This window comes from Rheinheimera pacifica (genome assembly GCF_024809855.1).
Taxonomy (GTDB): Bacteria; Pseudomonadota; Gammaproteobacteria; order Enterobacterales; family Alteromonadaceae; genus Alishewanella; species Alishewanella pacifica_A.
On sequence record NZ_JANUEM010000005.1, the window covers coordinates 146,436 to 168,419 of the forward strand.

At 48.2% G+C, this 21,984-nt stretch carries 19 protein-coding genes and 1 riboswitch; of the genes, 9 read left to right on the forward strand and 10 right to left on the reverse strand.

The window, feature by feature from the left end; all coding sequences use genetic code 11:
- Positions 1-77: 77 nt before the first annotated feature.
- The gene (locus M2404_RS09325; RefSeq protein WP_259239454.1) at positions 78-2,057 is read left to right on the forward strand and encodes a bifunctional metallophosphatase/5'-nucleotidase; all 1,980 of its coding nucleotides are present in this window, start codon (positions 78-80) and stop codon (positions 2,055-2,057) included.
- Between the two features lie 266 nt (positions 2,058-2,323).
- On the opposite strand, the gene M2404_RS09330 is transcribed toward M2404_RS09325, so the two are convergent.
- The 3 genes from M2404_RS09330 to M2404_RS09340 all read right to left on the reverse strand — a co-directional run bounded on the left by M2404_RS09330 (position 2,324) and on the right by M2404_RS09340 (position 4,381).
- Positions 2,324-2,692 carry a hypothetical protein gene (locus tag M2404_RS09330; RefSeq protein ID WP_259239455.1) on the reverse strand — a complete coding sequence of 123 codons (369 nt, stop codon included), beginning with the start codon at positions 2,690-2,692 and terminating at the stop codon, positions 2,324-2,326.
- A complete protein-coding gene (locus M2404_RS09335) occupies positions 2,689-3,747 on the reverse strand; it encodes a hypothetical protein (protein ID WP_259239456.1) in 1,059 nt (352 codons plus the stop codon). Before M2404_RS09335 ends, M2404_RS09330 begins: the two co-directional genes overlap by 4 nt.
- A gap of 103 nt (positions 3,748-3,850) precedes the next feature.
- A complete protein-coding gene (locus tag M2404_RS09340) occupies positions 3,851-4,381 on the reverse strand; it encodes an Lrp/AsnC family transcriptional regulator (protein ID WP_473091811.1) in 531 nt (176 codons plus the stop codon).
- Positions 4,382-4,445: 64 nt separating this feature from the next.
- Between M2404_RS09340 and M2404_RS09345 the strand changes: the two genes are divergently transcribed.
- The 4 genes from M2404_RS09345 to M2404_RS09360 all read left to right on the forward strand — a co-directional run bounded on the left by M2404_RS09345 (position 4,446) and on the right by M2404_RS09360 (position 9,093).
- On the forward strand, positions 4,446-5,651 hold the full coding sequence (locus M2404_RS09345) for an aspartate aminotransferase family protein (RefSeq protein ID WP_259239457.1): 1,206 nt from the start codon (positions 4,446-4,448) through the stop codon (positions 5,649-5,651).
- A 3-nt stretch (positions 5,652-5,654) separates the two neighbouring features.
- Positions 5,655-6,683, forward strand: coding sequence for an arginine N-succinyltransferase (astA, locus tag M2404_RS09350; protein WP_259239458.1), 1,029 nt, complete (start codon positions 5,655-5,657; stop codon positions 6,681-6,683).
- A gap of 44 nt (positions 6,684-6,727) precedes the next feature.
- Positions 6,728-7,531, forward strand: coding sequence for a DUF1338 domain-containing protein (locus tag M2404_RS09355; RefSeq protein ID WP_259239459.1), 804 nt, complete (start codon positions 6,728-6,730; stop codon positions 7,529-7,531).
- Between the two features lie 113 nt (positions 7,532-7,644).
- On the forward strand, positions 7,645-9,093 hold the full coding sequence (locus M2404_RS09360; protein WP_259239460.1) for an FG-GAP repeat domain-containing protein: 1,449 nt from the start codon (positions 7,645-7,647) through the stop codon (positions 9,091-9,093).
- Positions 9,094-9,151: 58 nt separating this feature from the next.
- Here the strand turns inward: M2404_RS09360 and M2404_RS09365 are convergent, their stop codons facing one another.
- Positions 9,152-12,331 carry an amidohydrolase family protein gene (locus M2404_RS09365; protein WP_259239461.1) on the reverse strand — a complete coding sequence of 1,060 codons (3,180 nt, stop codon included), beginning with the start codon at positions 12,329-12,331 and terminating at the stop codon, positions 9,152-9,154.
- A gap of 297 nt (positions 12,332-12,628) precedes the next feature.
- Between M2404_RS09365 and M2404_RS09370 the strand changes: the two genes are divergently transcribed.
- The 3 genes from M2404_RS09370 to M2404_RS09380 are packed head-to-tail and all read left to right on the forward strand — an operon-like array spanning position 12,629 to position 15,210.
- A complete protein-coding gene (locus tag M2404_RS09370) occupies positions 12,629-14,365 on the forward strand; it encodes a potassium/proton antiporter (protein WP_259239462.1) in 1,737 nt (578 codons plus the stop codon).
- Positions 14,366-14,400: 35 nt separating this feature from the next.
- Positions 14,401-14,646: a DUF1289 domain-containing protein gene (locus M2404_RS09375; protein ID WP_259239463.1), complete on the forward strand. Its 246-nt coding sequence runs from the start codon at positions 14,401-14,403 to the stop codon at positions 14,644-14,646.
- 9 nt (positions 14,647-14,655) lie between these two features.
- Complete coding sequence (locus tag M2404_RS09380; RefSeq protein WP_259239464.1) at positions 14,656-15,210, forward strand: MgtC/SapB family protein; 555 nt, start codon at positions 14,656-14,658, stop codon at positions 15,208-15,210.
- Between the two features lie 27 nt (positions 15,211-15,237).
- On the opposite strand, the gene sugE is transcribed toward M2404_RS09380, so the two are convergent.
- A complete protein-coding gene (gene sugE, locus M2404_RS09385; protein ID WP_259239465.1) occupies positions 15,238-15,552 on the reverse strand; it encodes a quaternary ammonium compound efflux SMR transporter SugE in 315 nt (104 codons plus the stop codon).
- 166 nt (positions 15,553-15,718) lie between these two features.
- Positions 15,719-16,090, reverse strand: coding sequence for a DUF3718 domain-containing protein (locus M2404_RS09390; protein WP_215398558.1), 372 nt, complete (start codon positions 16,088-16,090; stop codon positions 15,719-15,721).
- Between the two features lie 129 nt (positions 16,091-16,219).
- A riboswitch (cyclic di-GMP riboswitch) is annotated at positions 16,220-16,315 on the reverse strand.
- A 154-nt stretch (positions 16,316-16,469) separates the two neighbouring features.
- Between M2404_RS09390 and M2404_RS09395 the strand changes: the two genes are divergently transcribed.
- A complete protein-coding gene (locus M2404_RS09395; RefSeq protein ID WP_259239466.1) occupies positions 16,470-16,799 on the forward strand; it encodes a DUF1840 domain-containing protein in 330 nt (109 codons plus the stop codon).
- Positions 16,800-16,806: 7 nt separating this feature from the next.
- Here the strand turns inward: M2404_RS09395 and M2404_RS09400 are convergent, their stop codons facing one another.
- The 4 genes from M2404_RS09400 to M2404_RS09415 are packed head-to-tail and all read right to left on the reverse strand — an operon-like array spanning position 16,807 to position 21,978.
- Positions 16,807-18,207 carry a sensor histidine kinase gene (locus M2404_RS09400; RefSeq protein ID WP_259239467.1) on the reverse strand — a complete coding sequence of 467 codons (1,401 nt, stop codon included), beginning with the start codon at positions 18,205-18,207 and terminating at the stop codon, positions 16,807-16,809.
- Positions 18,131-19,471, reverse strand: coding sequence for a sigma-54-dependent transcriptional regulator (locus tag M2404_RS09405; RefSeq protein ID WP_259239468.1), 1,341 nt, complete (start codon positions 19,469-19,471; stop codon positions 18,131-18,133). Before M2404_RS09405 ends, M2404_RS09400 begins: the two co-directional genes overlap by 77 nt.
- Before the next feature lie 3 nt (positions 19,472-19,474).
- A complete protein-coding gene (locus tag M2404_RS09410) occupies positions 19,475-20,674 on the reverse strand; it encodes an FtsX-like permease family protein (protein WP_259239469.1) in 1,200 nt (399 codons plus the stop codon).
- A gap of 5 nt (positions 20,675-20,679) precedes the next feature.
- Positions 20,680-21,978 carry an ABC transporter permease gene (locus M2404_RS09415; RefSeq protein ID WP_259239470.1) on the reverse strand — a complete coding sequence of 433 codons (1,299 nt, stop codon included), beginning with the start codon at positions 21,976-21,978 and terminating at the stop codon, positions 20,680-20,682.
- Positions 21,979-21,984 lie beyond the last annotated feature (6 nt).

A 21,984-nucleotide genomic window follows, 5' to 3' on the forward strand; every position in this document is an offset into this window, starting at 1 on the left:
CTTGAGATCATGCGCTTTTGTGCTTAAGGTAGCCGCCAATATCTTTGCCCGATGTACCGCAACAAGGTTTGCCGTTTATGCGATTCGTCTCTTCACTGCTTTTTTCTGCAACGCTACTGGTCGGCTGTGCTTTAGCACCGGCATCAGCACCAGAGACAGGTTTAACCTTAAGCCTGATCCATATTAACGACACTCATTCGCAATTTGATGCCAGCCCGGCCAGCGTGAAAGATGCCTCCGGTAAGCCGGTTTATACCTATATTGGCGGCCACCCGCGCTTGTTAACCAAAGCGCAGCAGCTACGTATGCAGGCTGCGCAAGATGATGTACCCGCTCTGTTTTTGCATGGTGGTGATGCGTTTAAAGGCAGTGCTTATTTTGAGTTGTTTGAGCAACGCATTAACATCGATGTATTAAACCGGATGAATATCGACGCTATGGCACTGGGCAACCATGAGTTTGATATAGGTTTAACCAAGCTAGCCGACTTTGTTGATAAGGTTAATTTCCCTATTCTGGCCGCTAATATTGATACTGCTGCCGAACCGCTGCTGGCTGACAGCCAGAACCTGAAACCATACAGTTTATTTGTGCTTAATAAAAACCAATTAACGCCGGTAAGCAGCGTTGCTGATGCAGCAGGGCGGGCCGTAGTAGCGGTATTTGGCCTGGCGCTGGAGGATATGCGTGCTATAGCCCCTGATACCGGTGCTGTGGTGTTTAACAATGAAATACAAAGCGCCCAGCACACCGTAGATGCTTTAACGGCGCAAGGCGTGCAGCATATTATTGCACTGACCCATTTAGGCTATCAGCGTGACTTAGCGCTGGCCAGTGCCGTTAATGGCATAGATGCCATAGTGGGCGGCCATTCACACAGCTTGTTAGGCGATTTTCGCCACTGGTATTTAGGGGCACAGCGGCCTTATGCCGAAACAGTAACTAACCCGGATGGTAAAGGCCAAACCTGTGTAGTGCAGGCTGGCCAGTTTGCACAGGCCGTAGGCCAGGCCAGGCTTAAATTTAACCTGGCAGGCCAATTGATAAGCTGCACCGGGCAGAATACTTTACTGGCAAGCACAGATTATTTTAGCTCTGCACTGCGCGATAAACCAAGCCGTTTTAGCGCAGCTCAACAAGCTAAGACCGAGCGCTATATTGCCAGCCTGCCGCGTACGGCTATTGTGCAGGAAGATACCGCGTTGCGCACTTTGCTGGATAGCCAATACTTACCGGCTGTGCAGCAAGCCTATGGCAGCGTAATCAATGCCACTGAAGCTGAAGTTCCTCACGTGCGCCTGCCAGGCTCGGCAGGCAGCGATAGTCATGGCTCTGTGCTGGCCGGACATATTGCTGATGGCATGCTGGCATATGTTAATCAGAGTGCCTTGCAAAGCCTGCTCCAGCGGCCGGTGCAACTGGCATTAATTGGTGCCGGTAATATTCGCGCGCCGTTAGCTGCAGGCGAAATACGTGAGGGCAATATTCGTTTAGAAGTACTACCGTTTGACAGCCCGCTTAGCGTGCTTGGTATTAGTGGTGCAGATTTACGGGCTTTACTAACCGATATTATCAGCCAGTCTGTTGCGCCCGGCGCCCATACCGGTAAGTATCCATACGTGGCGGGTATACGCTATGTGGCAAAGCAAACCGGGCCTGATACCGCAGAGTTAAGTGTACTGGATATAAAGCAGGAAGGTGTTTGGCAAGCGGTTAGCGCACGGCAGCAATACACCATGGTAACGACCAGCTATCTGGCCGATGGCAACGACGGTTGGCAAGTGTTGCAGCAATTGCAGGCAACACAGAGCGACCGGCAGGATATAATATTGCACCACAACCAGCCCCGGTTGTATCCGGTGGCAAGGGTTGAGGCCACGCAAGACAGCAGCGGGGCGCAGTCGTTTAGTGCCCGTTATCGCAATGGCGGCGTATTGCCATGTAAAACCGAAGAAGTAGATTGCAAAGTCGCTGCACAGGCCTTTATTGATTATCTGAAAGCCAACCCGCAGTTATGGCAGCAAAAGCGTGAGCCAACGGTAACGTTGCTAAAATAACGAAAATGGGGCAGCTTTGCTGACTCTGCCTAGAGCAGTTAGAAATCCGTGTAGGTAGATTATCAGACATTATCTTCTGCCTCTTACTCCACGATTTTGGCTTATATCGTAAGCTGCGCCAGCGATTCCTTTACCAAATCGGTCCATTGTATGCGCCGCAACGAATCCCGCTGCCAATGCTGCGTACAATATTTTCATATCTATTTGCTTCAGAGCGACACTGCTAGATGCATGCCTTATATACCTCAAGATGCACATATTTAGATTTACGGAAAAGTCTCTACGTACCAAACACATACAACGATAAAGAGAATACCAGACAACATTAGCCACAGAGCCAGGGTTTTGTCTTTGGCTGTGGCAAGCTCTTTGAGCAGATAAGGATCAATTAGCATGGTATTTTTTCCCCAAAACGAAGCTGGCAATACCAGCTTCATTGCATACGTCACAACACGCCAACCAGGGCCATCCCAATCACTAATAGTGTCTTTGTTTAATACTTTTAATTTTTTCTCCAATGGCCTCATGCTAATTTGCGCAAATATCAGCCAAGAGAGAAAAAAGTTAATCATAAACGCAAACATTATAATGGTCGCAATGAACATAATATCGTCAGGTGTAGCGGTTGAAATCATCTCCTGCCTCTGGATGAAAAGGTTGAACTTTTATCGTAAATTACGCCAGCACCGGTTTTGGCTGCGGAATTAACATACTTAGCTGAGTAATAACCGGCAGCTAGTGCTGTTAAGCCGGCTCCAGCTAAAATTACCCACCCAGCTGGCGTCCATCCCAATGCTATACCAACTTTTGTCATTGCAGCTGCAGTTGATGCAAAAGCAATTTGTGCTGTATAAGCGCCTGCGGCAGTACTAGCGCCAAAGCCAGTAATTTCCTGTACTGCAACTCTATGATAATCCTGTCCCTGCTGTTTAGCATCTGCTACGTTATAGGCTCGGATTCCTGCATCAAGCAGGATTACACTATTTCCCAAATATGTTGCTCGTGTAGACATATTTCTTAATATCTTCACGTCGGCTGATTTGGTTACTTCAAGTTTGGCAACTGTAGATTGATTTAACCGGCCAGAACGGGCAATGTTAGTTCCTCTATTTACATTTGCTACTGCACCTCGTGCTCTGGGAGACTTAAAATTGGTTAGATGCCGTTGGAGTTGATATTCAAATGTTTGCTGCAGTTTTGCGTGCTGGATTCTAGCTAACTGTTCCAGCCTCAATATTTCAGCTCTGCCAGCGCCACTTTTTCTTGCGTCATATATCTGCAGTAAAATTTTTTCATACTTTGACATGCTTTCCATTAAGCCATTTCTGCTTGATGCAAGAGTACCTGCTAAGGCCCCACTTAACGTTATGCCATCTTCTTTCAGGTATGGATAAATATGCTCATCGTACATTGCCGCCAGCGCAAGAGTATTATCTGAACCAATACTTTCTACTGTATGGCCGATAATTTCACGCTGTTGCAGCGGAATAGTGCACATTTGGCTATAAAAGTCGTGAGTATCAGCCTGGCCTGCGTTTAACATATATGGCTGATAAGGCAGAAGAATATCATCAACAATACTTTTGTTATTGCGATAAAACTGCTGCTGCCAGTCTTTATTTGCAAACGCAGAATTGGCGAATAAAGAACTGGTATGTTGCGGGTGGGTATTAAGAAGAATCTCAGCCATGACAATGTCCTTATCGGTAAATTATGCCGATTTTAAAACGTTGTTATAGCTGCAGCAATATTTATTTACATTTAATTATCTATATATTGCAAAATTAATCACGTTAGCGTTTAAATTTTGTTTCTAAAATAACCGACGAATTAGTGCGCTCTACACCGTCTAAATTACCAATATCGTCCAGAATGTGGCTGAGTTGCTCGGTGCTTTGTGCCTGCACTATAGCGATAAGATCGTACTCTCCGCTAATGGCATACAGTGCTGAAACCTGAGCAATTTGCTTTAGCTCAACATTGGTTTTGGCAGTAAGCTTTTGCCGCACTTTAATACTGACATGCGCTGATACCAGCGACGCCAGATAATCCTCACCGTAATCTACCGAGTAGCCTTTAATTACACCGCTTTGCTCCAGTTTGGCAATGCGGGTTTGCACGGTAGAGCGGGATAAATCCAGCATCCGGGCTAAGTCAGAAATGCTGGCGCGGGCATTGTGCTTCAGCACAGCTAATAGTTTTTCATCTTCCTTGCTTATCATTTTGCTAACCTTTTCCGTTGAATTGCAATTTAAGCTTGTTAAATTGTCGATAATGGTACTGCAATGTGGCAGTGGTGGGCAATATAATAGAGTTAAATTTATCCGAGCCTGTCAGCGTTTTTCTTTATAAAGGCAGGCCATTGCAACAGACAAAAGTGAGGTAGTTATGCAGGTTTCAAGAAGCGTATTCGATGATGTGATGGTACCAAACTATGCCCCGTCTAAGATTATTCCGGTAAAAGGTGAGGGTTCACGCGTTTGGGACCAAAACGGTACAGAATTTATCGACTTTGCCGGTGGTATCGCTGTTAATTGTCTTGGCCATTGTCACCCTGCGTTGGTAACGGCGTTAAAAACACAGGCTGATAAACTGTGGCACCTATCTAACGTAATGACTAACGAGCCTGCGCTGTTGCTGGCCCAGGCACTGGTTGACGCGACCTTTGCTGAAAAAGTGTATTTTGCCAACTCTGGCGCTGAAGCCAACGAAGCCGCACTGAAACTGGCCCGCCGCTATGCCAAAGATAAATACGGCGAGCAGAAAAACCAGATTATCTCTTTTAAGCAGGGCTTTCATGGCCGTACTTTCTTTACCGTTACTGTGGGCGGCCAGAGTGCTTATTCAGATGGTTTTGGCCCTAAGCCAGAAGCCATAGTGCATGGTGAATTTAATAACCTTGATAGCGTAAAAGCACTGATTAACGCTGACACCTGTGCAGTAATGGTAGAGCCGGTACAAGGTGAGGGTGGTGTAATGCCCGCCACCGCTGAATTTATTAAAGGCGTGCGTGAGCTGTGTGATGCAAACAATGCATTACTTATTTTTGATGAAGTGCAAACCGGCGTTGGCCGTACCGGTGAGCTGTATGCCTATATGGGTTATGGCGTAACACCAGACATTCTGACAACAGCCAAAGCGCTGGGTGGTGGTTTCCCTATTGGCGCTATGTTAACTACTACTGATATTGCCAGGCACTTAGTGGTGGGTACGCACGGCTCTACTTATGGTGGTAACCCGCTGGCTTGTGCTGTTGCTTTAGCCGCGGTCAACACTGTCAACACACCTGCAGTGCTGGCGGGTGTTAAAGCTAAAGCACAATTATTTCAGGATGGCCTGAAAAAAATTAACGACAAATACCATGTATTTAGTGAAGTACGTAGTGCAGGTTTATTAATTGGTGCCGTGTTAAACAGCGATTATGCCGGTAAATCACGTGATTTTATGCTGGCAGCAGCGGAGCAGGGCCTGATGGCATTGGTTGCCGGTACCAGCGTGGTACGTTTTGCGCCGTCGCTGATCATTCCTGATGCTGACATTACCGAAGGCTTAGCCCGCTTTGAGCAGGCTGTAGCTCATGTAGTGAAGGGGTAAATCATGTTAGTTATCCGGCCGATAACGGCAGCTGATTTTGCAGCGCTGAAAAACATCGCTATAGAATCCGGTGCCGGTTTTACCTCGTTGCCGGTAAACGATGAGCGGCTAAAGCAGAAAATTGCGCATGCTGAGCACAGCTTTGCGGCAGAAGTGAGTGCACCTGGCGATCAGGGGTATCTGTTTGTGCTGGAAGATACTCAAAGCGGTGAAATTGTGGGTACTACCGGTATAGAGGCTGCGGTGGGCACCAGCACGCCGCTGTATCATTTTCAGCAGAACACCGTTATTCACCATAGTGCTGAGTTAAATGTGTTTAACCAGCTAAAAACACTGACACTGTGCAACGATTACACCGGCGCTTCTGAAATTTGCACGCTGTTTTTGCGAGAAAGCTACCGGCGTAACCATGCCGGGCGCTTTTTATCCAAAGTGCGGTTTTTGTTTATGGCCGAATATCCGCAACGCTTTAGTGACAGGGTAATAGCAGAAATGCGCGGCGCTGCCGACAGCGATGGCCAGCCGCCATTTTGGCATTGGTTACAAAAACTGTTTTTAACCATTGATTTTCCAACAGCGGACCATTTAATTGGGATTGGCAAAAAAGCCTTTATTGCCGAGCTGATGCCGCGTCATCCGATTTATGTTGGCTTACTGCCGCAGGCTGCTCAGGATGTTATCGGCCAGGTGCATCAAAACACCAAGCCCGCGCTTAACATGCTGGAAAATGAGGGTTTTGCTCACCGAGGTTATATCGATTTATTCGACGCTGGCCCAACGGTAGAAGCTCGGTTAAGCCAGATCAAATCGGTTGCAGCCAGTAAAAAAGTCAGGGTTAAAATTGCTGAGGTTCAGGGCGGACAAACGCTGGCAGTAGCGAACACAGCACTGCAACAGTTCAGGGCTAGTTTTGGTAAGAATGCAAAGTTTGATGCAGATCAGCAGTTGCTACTGCTAAGCGCAGAATTTGCCGATACACTGCAACTGCACGATGGCGATATGGCAAGATTTATAGTGTTAGATAAGGCCTGAGGGCCAGACAAGTAATAACTGGTAAATGTTAAGGCGGAATAAATATGCATACTGATGTAAAAGCGTTGTTTGCCAACCTGTGGCAAGACTATGTAGCCGTGACTCCTTCTGCCAAAAAAGTACACCAGTTGCTGGGTAGCTCGCAGCAGGATGACGTAATTAACGATCATATTGCGCTGCGTACTTTTAATCTGGAAAAAGTCGGGCTGGAAAAACTGGCGGCACACTTTAAAGCATTGGGCTATGAAGAGTGTGGCGAGTATCATTTTGAAGCAAAAAAACTGTATGCCAAGCATTATGAGCATGCAGATCGCAGCTTACCCAAAGTGTTTATCTCTGAACTGCTGTTAGATAAATGCTCGGCTTACCTGCGCGATACTATTACCGCGCTGGTTGAACAAATTCCGGCTGATGCAGTAACAGCAGATAGCTTTTTATACAGTGGTACTCACTGGCAGGTAAGCCAGGCTACCTACGAAAAACTGCTGGCAGAAAGCGAGTACGCGGCCTGGGTTTCGGCCTGGGGTTACCGGGCTAACCACTTCACAGTAAGTGTGAATGACTTACAAAGCTTTAGCACCTTAGAGCAGGTAAACCAGACATTAAAAGACGAAGGCTTTTTACTGAATACCTCAGGAGGCGAAATTAAAGGCACGCCACAAGTGTATTTAGAGCAATCATCTACACTGGCCGATTTGCACCCGGTACAATTCAGCGATGCTGTTGCCACTATTCCAAGCTGTTTTTATGAGTTTGCCCGACGTTATCCAATGACAAACGGTTTACTCTATACCGGCTTTGTTGCAGCGTCTGCAGATAAAATTTTCGAAAGCACCAACGCCCGCTAAGTTTTGCTACGTAATTGAAGCCGGTATTTGCCGGCTTCTTGCGTTATCACCCGGATAATAATACGTTAGGTAATACTATGTATTCGGCTAACGTTTTAACCGGGATAACAATAATGAGAAAAGTCAGTACGCTGCTGTTTGCTTTAGGTTTTGTCTGTGGCGAAGCATTAGCGGCACAGTTAGATAAAGTAACGGTGGCGCTACAGCACCCGGCTAATGGCAGCATTGTTCATATACCAGAGCGGCAGCAGTTACTGGTGTCAGGGTTTAGCCAGTTTGCCCGCTGGTTGTCGGTAGTTGATTTAACAGACTACAAAGCGCAGTTATTGCCTATACCGTCGGATGCGCAATTTTTTAATAAAGCCATTCTGGCCGGTGACAGCAAACCTCAGCTGGTATTTCTGGGATTGGGGGGTATTAGCCGGTTAAATGCGGACAATACTGCGGCTGAACGGCTTGTTAGCAGCACATCATTGTACCGGGTGTTGGATCAAAACCGGCTGCGCGAGGCTAACTTTGTGGTCGAGCTTGGCTCGGGTTTAACTGATTTTATTATTGCTGATTTCCAGCACACACATTTATACCGCCAGCAGGCGGATGGCAGTTTTAATCATTATCCGCTGGCTATTCCGGCTCTGATGCAAAGCTGGCGTGCCAGCCCCGATTACAACCCGCGTAAGCCCTATTTAGCTGATGTAAATCAGGACGGCAAAACGGATCTGGTGTTTGTCTGGCAGGGCAAGTTTCAGGCGTTTTTGCAGCAAGCTGATGGCAGTTTTGCCACTGAACCTGTAACAATGAATTGGCCGGTGGCACTGTCTACCGAGCAGGAAGCGGACCAACGCAACGATGCCGGACGTAGCTACAGCGGGCAGAATATCGATACATTGCGTGATATTACTGACATAGATGGTGATGGCATCGCAGATCTGGTGATTAACCGCGAACAACTGGCCGATGCACTGGAGCGTAATAACAGCTTTCGTATTCACTTTGGTAGTGTCACTGAGCAGGGCTTAAGCTTCAATGCCGAGCCGGATACATTTATCACCACCGATACTTCACCGATAGATGTCGTGATTGACGATTTTAACGGCGATGGTCGCAAAGATTTTTATATTCCCAGCACTCACTTTGGTGTAGGTACTCTGGTTCGGGTATTGCTGCGTGGCAGTGCTAATCTGGATATCGATTTTTATTTATTAAATGAGCAGCGCCAATACAGTGCCAAAGCTGATTTTCGTCAGCAGGCAACTATCGATGTCAGCATTGGTAATTTCCGCTATGACATGCCGTTGTTTCAGGTGGCTAACTTCAACGGAGATGGTTTTAAGTCATTGTTGGTAGGGGATGGCCGCGAACAACTGCGATTATATCAGCATGATGATAAACGGCTGTTCAGCCGGCGCAGTGAAAGATTAAAAGTAGATTTGCCACGCGATGCCAGCAAAGTGCGTGTGATGGATCTTACCGGTAATGGCAAAGATGACCTGGTATTACCTTTTGATTCCCAGGATAAAGAAGGCTTACGTAACCAGCTGCATTTTTTGCTGAAACGCTAGGGCTTATTCTACGTTTGTTGTTTAGAGTAGCCCCGGCCATATGCCGGGGCTGCATGTTTTAACGTGGTTCAAACTCGAATAACTGCCGTTTGCGCTCACGCAGGCCAATTTCGTTCATGCTGTTGGCGTCAAATAAGCGGCCATTCACCATGGTATGACTAACCCGGTCACTCACGCGGATATCATCCAGCGGGTTGCCGTCTATTACAATTAAGTCGGCCAGTTTACCGGCTTCAATCGAACCTAACTGATGGTCCATACCAAAGGTTTTCGCCGGGTTGATAGTAGCGGTTTTCAGCGCCTCCAACGGGCTCATACCGCCCTGGGCAAACATCCATATTTCCCAGTGTGCACCTAAACCTTCACGCTGGCCGTGAGCACCTATATTGGTTACTACACCAATATCGCTTAGCTCTTTAGCGGTTTTTACCACATTAAAATGGTTGTAGTGGTTATCCGGGGCCGTAGGGCGGCGCATACTGCGTGGCGCCAGCTGATCCATCGGTACGTAGCTGCGCATTTTCGGGTGTTTCCACACTTCGGTTTTGTCGTACCAGTAGTTTTCACCCCAGATACCACCATAGGCCACTACCAGCGTAGGGGTGTAGGCGGTTTTGCTGGCCTGCCACAATTGTTTAATATCGTCATACACTTTTGCTGCCGGTAGTGCGTGTTCAACAGTAGTGTGGCCATCGACAATCATGGTCAGGTTATGCTGCATTAACGAGCCGCCTTCGGGCACTACCATCATATTGAGCTCGCGGGCGGCCTGAATAACCTGCTGGCGCTGATTACGCCGGGGCTGGTTGTAGCTTTTTACGCTGAATGCTCCGGCTTTTTGCAGGCGCTCTAAATGGAATTTAGCATCATCCAGGCTGTCGATATGCGAGGTGTAACCGGCACCTTCTGCACCGTACAAAATTGTGCCGGTAGAGAAAATCCGTGGCCCGGCAATAATACCAGCCTGCTGCATTTCGCTGGCGGAAAAAACTTCGCGGGTATCGTTAGACGGGTCATGAATAGCCGTAACGCCAAAAGCGAGTGAGGCATAGTTCTGCCAGTTTTGCTGCGGGATGATCTGGTTGCTACCCTGTGAGCTGTGGGCGTGGGCGTCAAACAGGCCTGGCATAATGGTTTTACCGCTGATATCAAATACTTTTGCGCTGGTTGGTACGGCCACGTCACTGCGTTTGCCAACGGCTTTTATCTTATTGTTTTCTACCAGTACTACACCATCCTGGATCACTTCATCGCCGTTCATGGTAATCACCTGGCCGCCAACAAAAGCTACGCTGCCACGCGGTATATCTGTTGGTGCGGTAAAGCCGAGGTTAATACCATTTTTTGCGGCAAAGTCGGTTTTGTCATTAAAATCAAACAAGCCTTCAATGCTGGCATGATACAACTCTGGCCCCAGGCTCCAGTAAATATGCCGGCTGTTGCCACTCCAACTGATATATTCACCGGCGCGCACCGACAGTTGCTTTACCGGAAACTGCTTATCTGTACCGCTGATATCAATGGCTTTGCCGCGTTCAGTAAAAGGCGTAACGAAAACTTTAAAGCGATCGGCAAAAGCCAGGTATTTGCCATCCGGCGACAGTTTAAATTCAGTGCCAAACTTGGCCGTGTACAACGTTTGCTGGGTATGTTTGGTTAAATCTATGCGGATAAGGCTGGGCGCGCTGCCATAATCCATAGCATAAACAGTGTTATTGTCGGCGCCGAACATAGGTGCGCGGCCATTACGGCTGATACGCTCTGCTGCGCCGCCTTTGCTGCTGATCTTATATAAGCCGGTGTTTAACGACCATTGGCGTGGCAGCAGGCTGCCGGCACCGGTTTTACGGTATATAACCGTTTTGCCATCCGGGCTGAATACCGGTTCTACATATTTACCCGGTTCGCTTGTAAGTTTACTGATGCGGCCATTACGCAGGTTAATAATATTTACCGCACCCTGGCTGTTGTCGTTCCAGCTAACATATACCAGCTCTTTACCGTCGCGGGAAAATTGCGGGTAATATTCAAAGTCGGTACTTTGTTTTGTCAGGCGACGGGGTTTAGGGTTATTTATATCAGTAATGTACAACTGGCCTAACGCAGTGAATACGGCCTGTTGGCCATCCGGTGATACCTGAATAAAGCGCAGCATTTTGGTGTTGAACTGATCTTTATCCAGATCTTGTTTTACCCGTACTGCAGTTTGTATTTGCTTGCTTGTGGTCAGGTTAAACGCAATAGTTTGGGTTTGTTTATTGGCAATGTTCAGCTTTTTAATCTCGCCACCGGCCCAAAATACCAAAGCTTTATTATCGGGTGTCCAGCTAAGCGTAGGGTAAACACCATGAATAGCCCAGGTTTCCTGCATATCCCTGTCCAGGCCGTCATACAGCTTAATATGTTCGCCACTTTGTAAATCATATAAAAACAGCGTGCTTTGAAAATCTACCCGGCGGATATAAGCCAGGTATTTGCCGTCCGGTGATGGTGTAGGGCGGATAGCGCCACCAGCGCCGTCCAGCACTACTTCCCACTTGCCGGTTTCGCGTTCAAAACGTTTTATTTTATATATACCGCTTTCAGAGTCTTTACTGTAATGGAAGGTTTTACCCGGCGTATCATCCTGTGAGAAATAAATGTACTTGCCGTCAGGGGAAAATGCCGGTTCGCCTAAGTCTTTCTGGTCGTTGGCTCTTTCTGTCAGCATAATGCCGTTGCCGCCGGTTTTATGGTATTGCCATATTTCACCGGCGCCCAGCGAGCGGCTGGCAGTAAAGTGTTTACGTGCCACAATAAATTCGCCGTCCGGGCTCCAGGCCGGGCTGTTTAACAGCCGGAATGTTTCGCTGGTTACCGCCCGCGGCTCGCTGCCATCGGCATTCATAATCCAGATGTTATCACCACCGCCTTCATCACTGGTGTAGGCAATATGTTTGCCATCCGGGCTAAAGGCTGGCTGCATTTGCCAGCCAATATCTTTGGTCAGCTGTGTGGCTTTGCCACCGGTTATTGGCATAGTGTAAATATCACCCAGCAGGTCAAAGGCAATTGTTTTGCCATCCGGGCTTACCGCAACATTCATCCAACTGCCTTGCGACACGTTAATATCCACGGTTTCAAACTGGCCTTGCGGCGCGTTAACGTCCCAGGCAGGGGCTTTGTCCGGTGCATTTTCTGCCTGCAGGGTAAAGCTGCCGATGGCCAGCGCCAGCAAGGTAGGGGTAAAAGTTCTCATACAGGTTCCTGTCAGTTGTATTGCTATTTTTGTTGTTGAGGCGTTTTACCAACAGGGTGACATAAAGCAGCTGCGGGGTTAAGTTTTTCGCTTTGATATTGCGCTAAAAACCGGCATTACAGAGATAAAATGTGCCGCAACATATTGCGACAAATTAACCTTATGTAATTTAATCTGGTAAGTGGCTTGTTGCTGTTGATATTATTGCACACTGAGTTACTGAAATAACACACTGGTGGCCGGTTCTGTACGGTTGCTGTACGGCACTTTTACTATTTTATTTGAGCAAATACCCCGATGTTTATTGTTGATCAATTAATTATGCTGGCGGCGATATTAATTTTACTGGGTATTTTATCCAGTAAGTTGTCGGCCCGGCTTGGCCTGCCTATGCTGGTGCTGTTTTTACTGGTGGGTATGCTAGCCGGGGAAGATGGTCTGGGCCGTGTCGCTTTTGACAGCCCACAGGCGGCACATGCGCTGGGTACTCTGGCTCTGGCGCTGATCTTGTTTGATGGAGGCCTGCAAACCCCGGTGCAGTCGATTAAACAGGTTTGGAAACCTGCTTCTTTGCTGGCTACGCTTGGCGTGTTTACTACCGCTTTGGTTACCGGCGTTGCTGCCAGCTATATTTTGCAAATTTCAATGCTTGAAGGCTTATTGCTGGGCGCTATTGTTGGTTCTACTGATGCTGCGGCAGTATTCTCTTTACTGCGAAATGCCGGTATTAATCTGAACAGCCGGCTTAAATCGACGCTGGAAATTGAGAGTGCGTCGAACGACCCTATGGCGATATTCCTTACCGTAGGGCTATTAGAAATTTTGATGAACGACTTAAAGCCCGGTATTGGCCTACTGCAATTGTTTGTATTGCAGATGGGATTGGGCGCGGTGGTTGGCCTGGCCGTTGGCTATGGTATTGTCAGTATTATCAATCGTATTCATTTGCAGGCCAATGGCCTTTACCCGGTGATGGTAACGGCTTCGGGCCTGCTAGCCTTTGGCGTGGCAGCTAACCTTGGCGGCAGCGGTTTTCTAGCCGTATTTATTTGCGGTGTGATGGTTGGCAATGCACGCTTTGTGTTTCAGCGTACTACCTTTTTGTTTCATGACGGCCTGGCCTGGCTTAGTCAAATTACCATGTTTGTGATGTTAGGCTTGCTGATCTCGCCAAGTTCATTGCTGGAAGTATGGTGGCAGGGTTTATTAATTGCCGCAGTGCTGGTGTTTGTTGCCAGGCCGGTAGCGGTAATACCTGTACTTAAATGTTTTGGTTTTAACAACCGCGAAACGGCACTGGTATCCTGGGTGGGGTTACGCGGTTCGGTACCTATTATTCTGGCCATATTCCCGCTGATGTTTGGCCTTGCCAGTGCTGAACTGATTTTTAATGTGGTGTTTTTCGTGGTGTTGATCTCAGCCACCCTGCAGGGTTCTACCTTACCCTGGGTAGCGCGTAAGCTTAATCTGATAGAGCAATTACCACCGAAAGCACCGGCAACACTGGAAATCACTTCACTTGGTGAAGTGGATGCTGAAATTGTCGAATATACCTTATCGGACGATTCGCGCGCGGTAAATCGCCGTTTGGCAAGGATGGCATTGCCTGAGGGCGCAGTAGTGGCGATGATAGCTCGTGGTGAGAAGGTGATCCCGCCCCGCGGCTCAACAGTATTGCAAGCCCGCGATCATTTGTTTGTCGTGATGAAAAATGATTATAAAACCAGCGTTGAGCAGGTATTTGCCGATAAAGGTTTCGAGCCTGACAAACCTGTGGCGGAGCTAAGGTTAAAAGGCACCAGTACATTAAGCGACATTGACTGGTGCTTTGCCCTTAATCTTACAGAGTTACACCGCGATATTTCACTTGAACAGCTATGTAAAAATGAATTAGCAGGCAATGTAGCAGAGCGGCAGCAATTTACGCTTGGCCCGTACCGGTTTGAAGTGGCGGAAATGGTAGGCGAGCGGATAACAACAGTGCTGCTGCATCAGGACCCTGTTGCTGCGGTAAATCAGGCGCCGGTAGCTTAAATGCAAAGCCAGGTTAACATTAACGGCAGCATTGCATGATTGAATCACCCTGTGTGGCCGCTTGCCGGCTTAACAGCGACAAGCTTTGTGTTGGCTGTTACCGTCATATAACTGAAATAGTTGACTGGAACAAGCGTACAGATGAGCAGAATGCCGCTATATTACAGAAGGTTGCAATACGAAAACAGGATGCTGTGTTACACCCCCGGCCAGGGGGTGAAACCACAGCGATAACACAGGCTGAGTGGCAGGCTGCAAAGCAGCAAACGCGCATAGCTTAAGGATTTAGTATGCCAGACTGGCAATTAATTTTTGACGTCAGGCCCTTTGCCTGGACGGAGTTAGGTACGGCGCTACTGTGTGGTTTTATTATCGGCCTGGAGCGGCAACTGCGTGGTAAACCGGCAGGTATTCGTACCTCTATCCTGATTGTAATGGGCACCTATGTGTTTATTGCCGCTTCAATGTCGATTAACACCAATATGACTGATCCGTCCCGTATTATTGGCCAGGTAATTACCGGCGTGGGGTTTCTGGGGGCCGGTGTTATGCTGGCCCGCGATGGTATGGTGCTGGGCGTTACATCGGCCGCTACTATCTGGATGTTAGCCGCTATTGGTGTGTGTATTGGTATCGGCCAGGATTTAGTGGCGATTAAGTTATCAGTACTGGTGATTATAGTGCTGGCAGGTATAAATATGCTGGAAAATTCATCTTCAGCTATGCGCCGTGGGGTGCACCGCACTTACAATGAATGGCTTATCCGCACCAATGGCAGCTTATTTAGCCGGCGTAAAGATGATACTCAGCCCGGGCTGCGTCAGGATATTGATGAGCCGCACTAAGCTGCCGTCCCTGGCAGCATGGCAGGTTTAACTGCTGAGTTTTAAGCCAATTAACCCGGCCAGGATCAACATAATGCTTAGCACCCGTGGCAGGTTAACCGGATCATTAAACAAGATAATACCGGCAATAACCGTACCTACAGCGCCGATGCCTGTCCATACGGCGTAGGCTGTACCCACCGGCAAATGGCGCATGGCCAGACCTAATAAACTGATACTGATCAGCATAGCAACCAAAGTAAATACCGATGGCCAGAGTCTGGTAAAACCCATACTGTATTTCAGCCCAAGCGCCCAGCCAATCTCAAACAGGCCAGCCAGAGAAAGTAAAAACCATGACATAGTGGTAATACCAAAGCAGGTGGGGTCGTCCCCGTTACAGATGCGCTGGCGGGTCGTCCCGTCAGGCTAAGTGGAAAGCAAATTATAGCAAAGCCAGGTGCTAAGCCAAGTACTATAGAAAAACAAAGGCGCCAATCTGGCGCCTTTGTTAAAAATAATCAGCTTATTAGCTGGCGCTACGTTCTTTGATAGTAGCGATAATTGGTGAAGCACCAAAACCGTTGCTTGCTGCCCATTCTGCATCACCTGATGATGCAACCAGGCTGCCTGGTAACTGGCTAAGAATAAAGCCTGCAGTATCAGCAGCATTGTGCTTGATAGCGTGGCGAACCAGTGGTAAACCGTCACATACGATACCATCGTATACTGCACGTAAACGTAAACGGTTATCTGCTAAGGTTTTACGCAGGTTGTTTTTGTTGTCTGCTGCAACATAAGAGCAGATTGATTGTGCCAGCTGGTCGTTAGCTGCAACTGGAGTGCTGATAAATGAAGTGGCGGCGATAACAGTAGCTAAGGTGATTAATTTTGCTTTCATAGTCGTGCTCCAAAATGAGTTATTTCACAATCTTTAATTAAGCAGCTTCAGTCATTTGAAGTGCTTATCGCGAAAGGACATGCAGCATGTCGAGTAACTCTGACAGAGCAGAATAAACATCGCATTTGCGACGGCAGCCCAGCTATCGTAGATGCCATTACCTGACAAACCTTAGACCTGAAGCTTTGCGTGTACTTCCTTTCGGAAGACTTGCCTTTCGAGCGAGCGCATTCTAATGAGCGCTCGTTTTTTATGCAAGCTTAATTTGCGCTGGATCAATATTATTTTTTAAATAAACCATATTAGCGTTATGCTGCAGTTATTGTGCAGCCGGGTAATAATGTTAGCCTGGTTACTTATACAAAAGGGGTAAAGCAGCATGATAGTCACGTTTAAATCCAAAGCCAGCGGCGATTTGATTTACTTTAAAGATGTAGCGCTGAAATTATTAACCCTGATGGGCCGCGACGAAAAAGTGCCATCGGCATTATTCGCCGAAGATGTCGCAACAGCATTAACACAACTACAGCAGGGCTTAGCTGCAATAGCCGACACCGAGCGGGAAAAAGCCGCACAAGCTGAAGAGGCTACAGGTAACGGGCAAAGCGGGGCAGGCAAAGCTTATGTCAGCCTGAATATAAGGGCGATGCCGTTAGTGGAAATGCTGCAAAAAGCTACAAAAAAGCAATGCCCGGTGCAGTGGGAATAACATCCGCTTAGTGCTCTGTTTGGGCTTGTTTTGGTAATTGTACTGTTACTTCAAGCCCCGGCGGCTGATTACGCAAACTAATACTACCGCCATGTGCTTCGGCAATATCACGGCATAATGTCAGGCCAATACCGGAACCTTGTGGCTTATTGGTATAAAACGGTACCAGCGCATGTTGCAATACCTCTTCTGTCATACCGCCACCGCCATCCTGCATGATCAGTAATAGCTTATCCGGCGTTTGTTTTATTTGCAGTGAGATATGCTCAGGGTTGCTGCCGCTTTCGTGGGCATTTTTCAGTAAGTTCAGCAATAGTTGGGTTAATTGTTGCGGATCGGCTTGCCAGCTTTGGTCTGGCAGTTCTCCTTCCAGTTCAAATTCGTACTGATCCTGCAGTTGGTTTATCAGCCTGGGCCAGTTAATGCTGCTGCACTGTGGTGGCGGCAATTTGGCAAACTGAATATAAGCCTGCACAAACTGATTAAGTTGCTGGCAACGCTCACTGATGGTGTCAAACAATTGCCCCAGCGTGGCATTATGTTGCTGCTGTGCCAACTGGCTGCCGGAAAATGCCAGTGACGATAGCGGCGCCAGGGTGTTATTTAATTCATGGCCGATTACCCGTAATAGTTTTTTCCAGGCATTTAGCTCCTCACGCTGAATTTCACGGGTAAGGGGTTTTAGCAAATACAGCCAGTGTTGTTTCTGGTTAAGCTGAAACTGGCTGACAGACAAATGCCATACCGCTTGTTCGGTATTTTCCAGCCGGATCAGGCCTTGTTGGCGGTTTTGTAGTGCTAATGCCAGCTCAGGCTGAATGCCGGTAACGGCAAACAGCTTGCTGCCATCAAAGGCTTTACCGTTGTTAAGCAGCAACCGCGCTGCCGGGTTACTCATTAATACGGTATCAATGGCATCGGTTAGCAGCAGTGCTGTCGGGCTACTTTGTAAAACGGTATCAAGCAGTAACTCACGCTGATACAAGGTAGCGCGTTCGGCCCGCAGTTGGGCCGACATTGTATTTAAGCTGCCAGCCAGACTACTGAGTTCATAAATTTTTAGCTGGTTAGCGCTGGTATTAAAACTACCATCCTGCAGGTTTTGTGCATGCAGGTTAAGCGCCTGAATTTCCAGCATTAATGGTTTTAAAGCCTGCTGGAGCAACAGCGCCAAAGCCACAACGCCTATGCAGATCACTAAAGTAACAGTAGTGTTGGCAGTAAAGAAAGCATACTGTATTGCCAGCAGTAATACAGCAATAAGCAGACATAGTCCATTTAACCGGCTACGGGTGCTTAACTTTGTTAAACGCGGCAGATAAAAACGCTGCTTAGGGGGCATCAATACCGTAGTACTCCATTCGCCGGTATAACGCCTGGCGGCTGATACCAAGCTGTTTAGCCGCACGCGATACTACACCGCCAGCTTGTGCCAGCGCCTGCTGCAATTGTGCCTGATCGATGTCATCCAGTGCTCTTTTACCAGCCTGGGCAAGCTGTGGTATGCCCAGATCGCTGCTTTGAATGTCATCAGTGCTGCTTAGCAGCAGGGCCCGCTGGCAAACGTTTTGCAGCTCGCGCACATTGCCGGGCCAGGGGTATTGCTGCAGTAATTGTTCGGCAGCGGCAGTTAGGGCTTTTTTCCCGGCAAGAAAATAACGTGCCAGTGGCAGTATGTCTTCCGGCCGTTGATGTAAAGCCGGCAATGCCAGTTGCACCACATTAACCCGATAATATAAATCCTGCCGAAACTCGCCGCGTGTTATTGCGCCGGTTAAATCGCTGTTGGTGGCGCTGATTAGCCGTACATCCACTTTGCGCGTTTGGCTGGAGCCTAAGCGCTCAAACTCACCGGTTTGCAGTACCCGCAGCAGTTTGGCCTGGCCTGCCAGTGATAAATTGCCTATTTCATCCAGAAACAAACTGCCGCCATCGGCTGCTTCAAAGCGGCCAATACGGGTTTTGCTGGCACCACTATACGCACCGGCTTCAGCACCAAATAGCTCAGCTTCCATTAAATCGGCGGGCAGGGCGCCCATATTCACTTTAATAAAGGGCTTATTTTTACGCTCTGAATTGGCATGTAATACATTAGCTATACCCTCTTTACCGGCACCGTTCGGCCCGGTGATTAGCACAGCCGCTGACGAGGGGGCTAATTGCAGTGTCATTTGCAATAGTTGCTGCATCTGGCTGCTGGCAAAGACCAGGCCGCATAAGTCTTTACCGGCAAAGGCTGCAGTGCGATCACGTTCTGCACGTTGTTGCTGCTCGGTTAGTTGCTTGAGTTTAAGGGCATTGGCTACGGTAAGCAGTAAACGCTGATCGTCCCAGGGTTTGGCGATATAGTCGGTGGCACCGGCTTTTACCAGCTCTACCACCATTTCTAACTGGGTCCAGGCGGTCATCAATACGATGGGTATTGCCGGGTAATGCTCGCGCAGTTGATAAAACAAGGCTTTGCCCTGAGCGCCCTGCATTTCACCGGCGCTAAAGTTCATATCCTGCAGTATCAAGTCAATGCTGTGCTGGCTGGCGTTATGCTGGCTAAGCAACTGCCAGGCTTGCTCAGGTGTATTGGCACAAAACACCTGATAGCCCTGCAACGCAAACAGCGTTTGCAGGGCCTGGCAGATTGGCTGATTGTCATCAATAACCAATAATTTCAGCATAAATTATAAGGCTTTAGTAGCAGTGGCCGGTGATATCCGGGTGGCAATAGCCGCAGGATACCATGTTGCCACAGTGACACAAAGCAACAAGATAGCGCAGGTTGCCACCGGTAACCACCAGCTCAGCGGCGGAATGCTAATCACCTGTGACAACAGCTGATTTAACACTACTGCACAGCCCACACCGGCGATCGCACCCAAGCCGGTACTTAACCAGTTTTCACTGAGCAGTTCGGTGAAAATACGCCGTTTACTGGCACCAAGTGCACGTTTAATACCAATTTCCTGCTGGTGCTTTAAGGTATGAAAATACGCATTGCTGTAGCTGGAGATCATACTTACCAGCAACATCAGCACACTGAGTAAACTCAGTAAGCTGGCTAAACCAAACTCATTGCTATACAAACGTTGCAATTGCTCCTGCAGGGTACGAACAGAGAAAATTTCAATGTTGCTATCTACCCGTTGCAGCACCTGGGGCAATGCCTGGCGGACTGCCTCTACATTGTCTGCTGTGGTGCGTATCAGCAGGACGTAGCCCCAGTCGGCGTTCCAAAGCGGCGCTACCTGAACAGAGTTAAAATTAATTTCAACTTCATTACGTTTACGCTGGCCGTAGAAATCTGCTACTACAGCGGCTACCGGGCCACGGTTTAGTTGCCGGCCGATAGCCGGTTCACTGCCAAATACTTTATTGGCCAGGCTTTTGGTCATCACTACCGGTGATGGCGCTATGCCGTCTATGGAAATTTCACTCTGTGGTAGCTCACCGGCCAGTACCGATAACTGTAAGACGGTAAAAAAATCTGCCGATACATTATAAAGCGGCACGCCGTTGGCCTTACTTAACTCTTCGCGATCAGGGTCATGTATATTACCGTTACTACCGCCTTCATGTAGCGGGCCCTGATTCGCATAAGCCACTGCAACTACGCCAGGTATGGCTCGCACGGCTTCTAACTGGCGAACCAGTAAATCACCCAGTGCCGGGTACTGCCGTAGTGATACACTGGTGGGCTTTAGCTGTACCTGTAATGTTTGCTGCAATGGTAGCCCGGTAGGTTGTTGCAGTTTCTGCCGGGTTTGCTGCGCCAACAACATGCTGTTGAGTAACAGGGCGAAGGTCATGGCCAGTTGTATTAGCAGTAAAGCTGTTACCATTTTACGCCGGAGCAATGATTTAAACAGTAAATGTAGTGGCATCAGAATTACTCCTTCAGTTGCTTGTTCAATGAGCCAAAAGAGGCGCGTAATGACGGATATAGCGTAACCAGATAGCTACACAGCAGGGTCAGTGCAGCAAGCGCCAGCATTAGCTGCAGATCCCAGCTGGCAAATAAACTGTTGGCTGGCCACAGGTAGTTCATTAGTTTAATGCCACCATAGGCAATAATTGCAGCACCCGTGAGTGTAAAAGTACTCATCAGCCCCATATCGACCAGCAACTGCACTTGCAACTGGCTGCGGTTAGCGCCTAAAGCCCGGCGCAGGCTAAATTCATACTGGTTACTCAGGTAACGGTTTAGCGATAAATGGCTGGCATTAAACACACAGACCAGTAAAAACAGCAGGGTGACGATAGCAAAGGCTTTAATATCGCCGGATTCGCCATCGAAATAGCTGACAATATCACGCATCATAACTAACTGATTGGCTTCAGCGCTGGGATGGCGGCCGGCCGCTTTTTCATCGGCTACCAGATTAGCCATAAACTGGCGGTAGGCATTTTGTTGCGCCAACGTGTCCAGTTGTACCCAGTACTGTAGTTGGTGTATGGCTTTGGTACGGCCGTCTGTGGCAAGTTTGCGGTAATCTGCATCTTCAAAAGTAGATGAATTAGTGTTTGATAAATAGTTATAGTCGTAGCCGCTTTCCAGTGGCAGGTAGATATCTTCTGTCGGGTTGAGGTAATTACGGTTGAACGCATCATAGAGTCTGGGCAGCATTTGCCACTGATCCAGCACACCAATAACAGTAAACAGCCGATCATCAAGCAGCACTTGTTGCCCTGTTACGTTGGTACGGCCAAACAGTTTCTCTGCGGTGGCTTTGCTTAGCAGCACTTCATCACGTGCCTGGTTATCCGGCCAGATGCTACCGTGCAGCATAGGGACATCAAACATGCTGAAAAAATCGCGTTGCGTAATACGCACATTTACCGGCGTAGGAGCTTGTTCTGAATTAAGCCGCAGATATCCACCGGCACTGTACATTGCCGCTTTTGCGCTGGGGATATCGCTGGCATTCAGTTTGGCGATATTACTGTAGCTCAGTACCGATGGTGGTTTACAGTTACTGCACTGATAAGGTACCAGCAGCATCATCGGGAAAAACAGCTTGTCGCTTTTAGCTGGCAGCGGATCGCTGTTGATCCGGTAGTAAAACGTGGCATTACTAAAAAATACCCCCAGCCCCAGGCTTAAGATTAATACTGTCAGCATATAAGGTAGCGGCGCCCGTTTGACGCTGAACCAGCTGACTTTGAGGTAGTAAAATAGCTGTTCCATAAAATG

Excerpts from the sequence above, each read along its gene's own strand:
- sugE (WP_259239465.1), bottom strand. The coding sequence starts at position 15,552 with ATGTCATGGTTTTTACTTTCTCTGGCTGGCCTGTTTGAGATTGGCTGG.
- M2404_RS09345 (WP_259239457.1), top strand. The coding sequence starts at position 4,446 with ATGCAGGTTTCAAGAAGCGTATTCGATGATGTGATGGTACCAAACTAT.
- M2404_RS09325 (WP_259239454.1), top strand. The coding sequence starts at position 78 with ATGCGATTCGTCTCTTCACTGCTTTTTTCTGCAACGCTACTGGTCGGC.
- M2404_RS09375 (WP_259239463.1), top strand. The coding sequence starts at position 14,401 with ATGATTGAATCACCCTGTGTGGCCGCTTGCCGGCTTAACAGCGACAAG.
- M2404_RS09355 (WP_259239459.1), top strand. The coding sequence starts at position 6,728 with ATGCATACTGATGTAAAAGCGTTGTTTGCCAACCTGTGGCAAGACTAT.
- M2404_RS09390 (WP_215398558.1), bottom strand. The coding sequence starts at position 16,090 with ATGAAAGCAAAATTAATCACCTTAGCTACTGTTATCGCCGCCACTTCA.
- M2404_RS09335 (WP_259239456.1), bottom strand. The coding sequence starts at position 3,747 with ATGGCTGAGATTCTTCTTAATACCCACCCGCAACATACCAGTTCTTTA.
- M2404_RS09415 (WP_259239470.1), bottom strand. The coding sequence starts at position 21,978 with ATGGAACAGCTATTTTACTACCTCAAAGTCAGCTGGTTCAGCGTCAAA.
- M2404_RS09380 (WP_259239464.1), top strand. The coding sequence starts at position 14,656 with ATGCCAGACTGGCAATTAATTTTTGACGTCAGGCCCTTTGCCTGGACG.
- M2404_RS09360 (WP_259239460.1), top strand. The coding sequence starts at position 7,645 with ATGAGAAAAGTCAGTACGCTGCTGTTTGCTTTAGGTTTTGTCTGTGGC.
- M2404_RS09365 (WP_259239461.1), bottom strand. The coding sequence starts at position 12,331 with ATGAGAACTTTTACCCCTACCTTGCTGGCGCTGGCCATCGGCAGCTTT.
- M2404_RS09395 (WP_259239466.1), top strand. The coding sequence starts at position 16,470 with ATGATAGTCACGTTTAAATCCAAAGCCAGCGGCGATTTGATTTACTTT.
- M2404_RS09330 (WP_259239455.1), bottom strand. The coding sequence starts at position 2,692 with ATGATTTCAACCGCTACACCTGACGATATTATGTTCATTGCGACCATT.
- M2404_RS09410 (WP_259239469.1), bottom strand. The coding sequence starts at position 20,674 with ATGCCACTACATTTACTGTTTAAATCATTGCTCCGGCGTAAAATGGTA.
- M2404_RS09370 (WP_259239462.1), top strand. The coding sequence starts at position 12,629 with ATGTTTATTGTTGATCAATTAATTATGCTGGCGGCGATATTAATTTTA.
- astA (WP_259239458.1), top strand. The coding sequence starts at position 5,655 with ATGTTAGTTATCCGGCCGATAACGGCAGCTGATTTTGCAGCGCTGAAA.
- M2404_RS09405 (WP_259239468.1), bottom strand. The coding sequence starts at position 19,471 with ATGCTGAAATTATTGGTTATTGATGACAATCAGCCAATCTGCCAGGCC.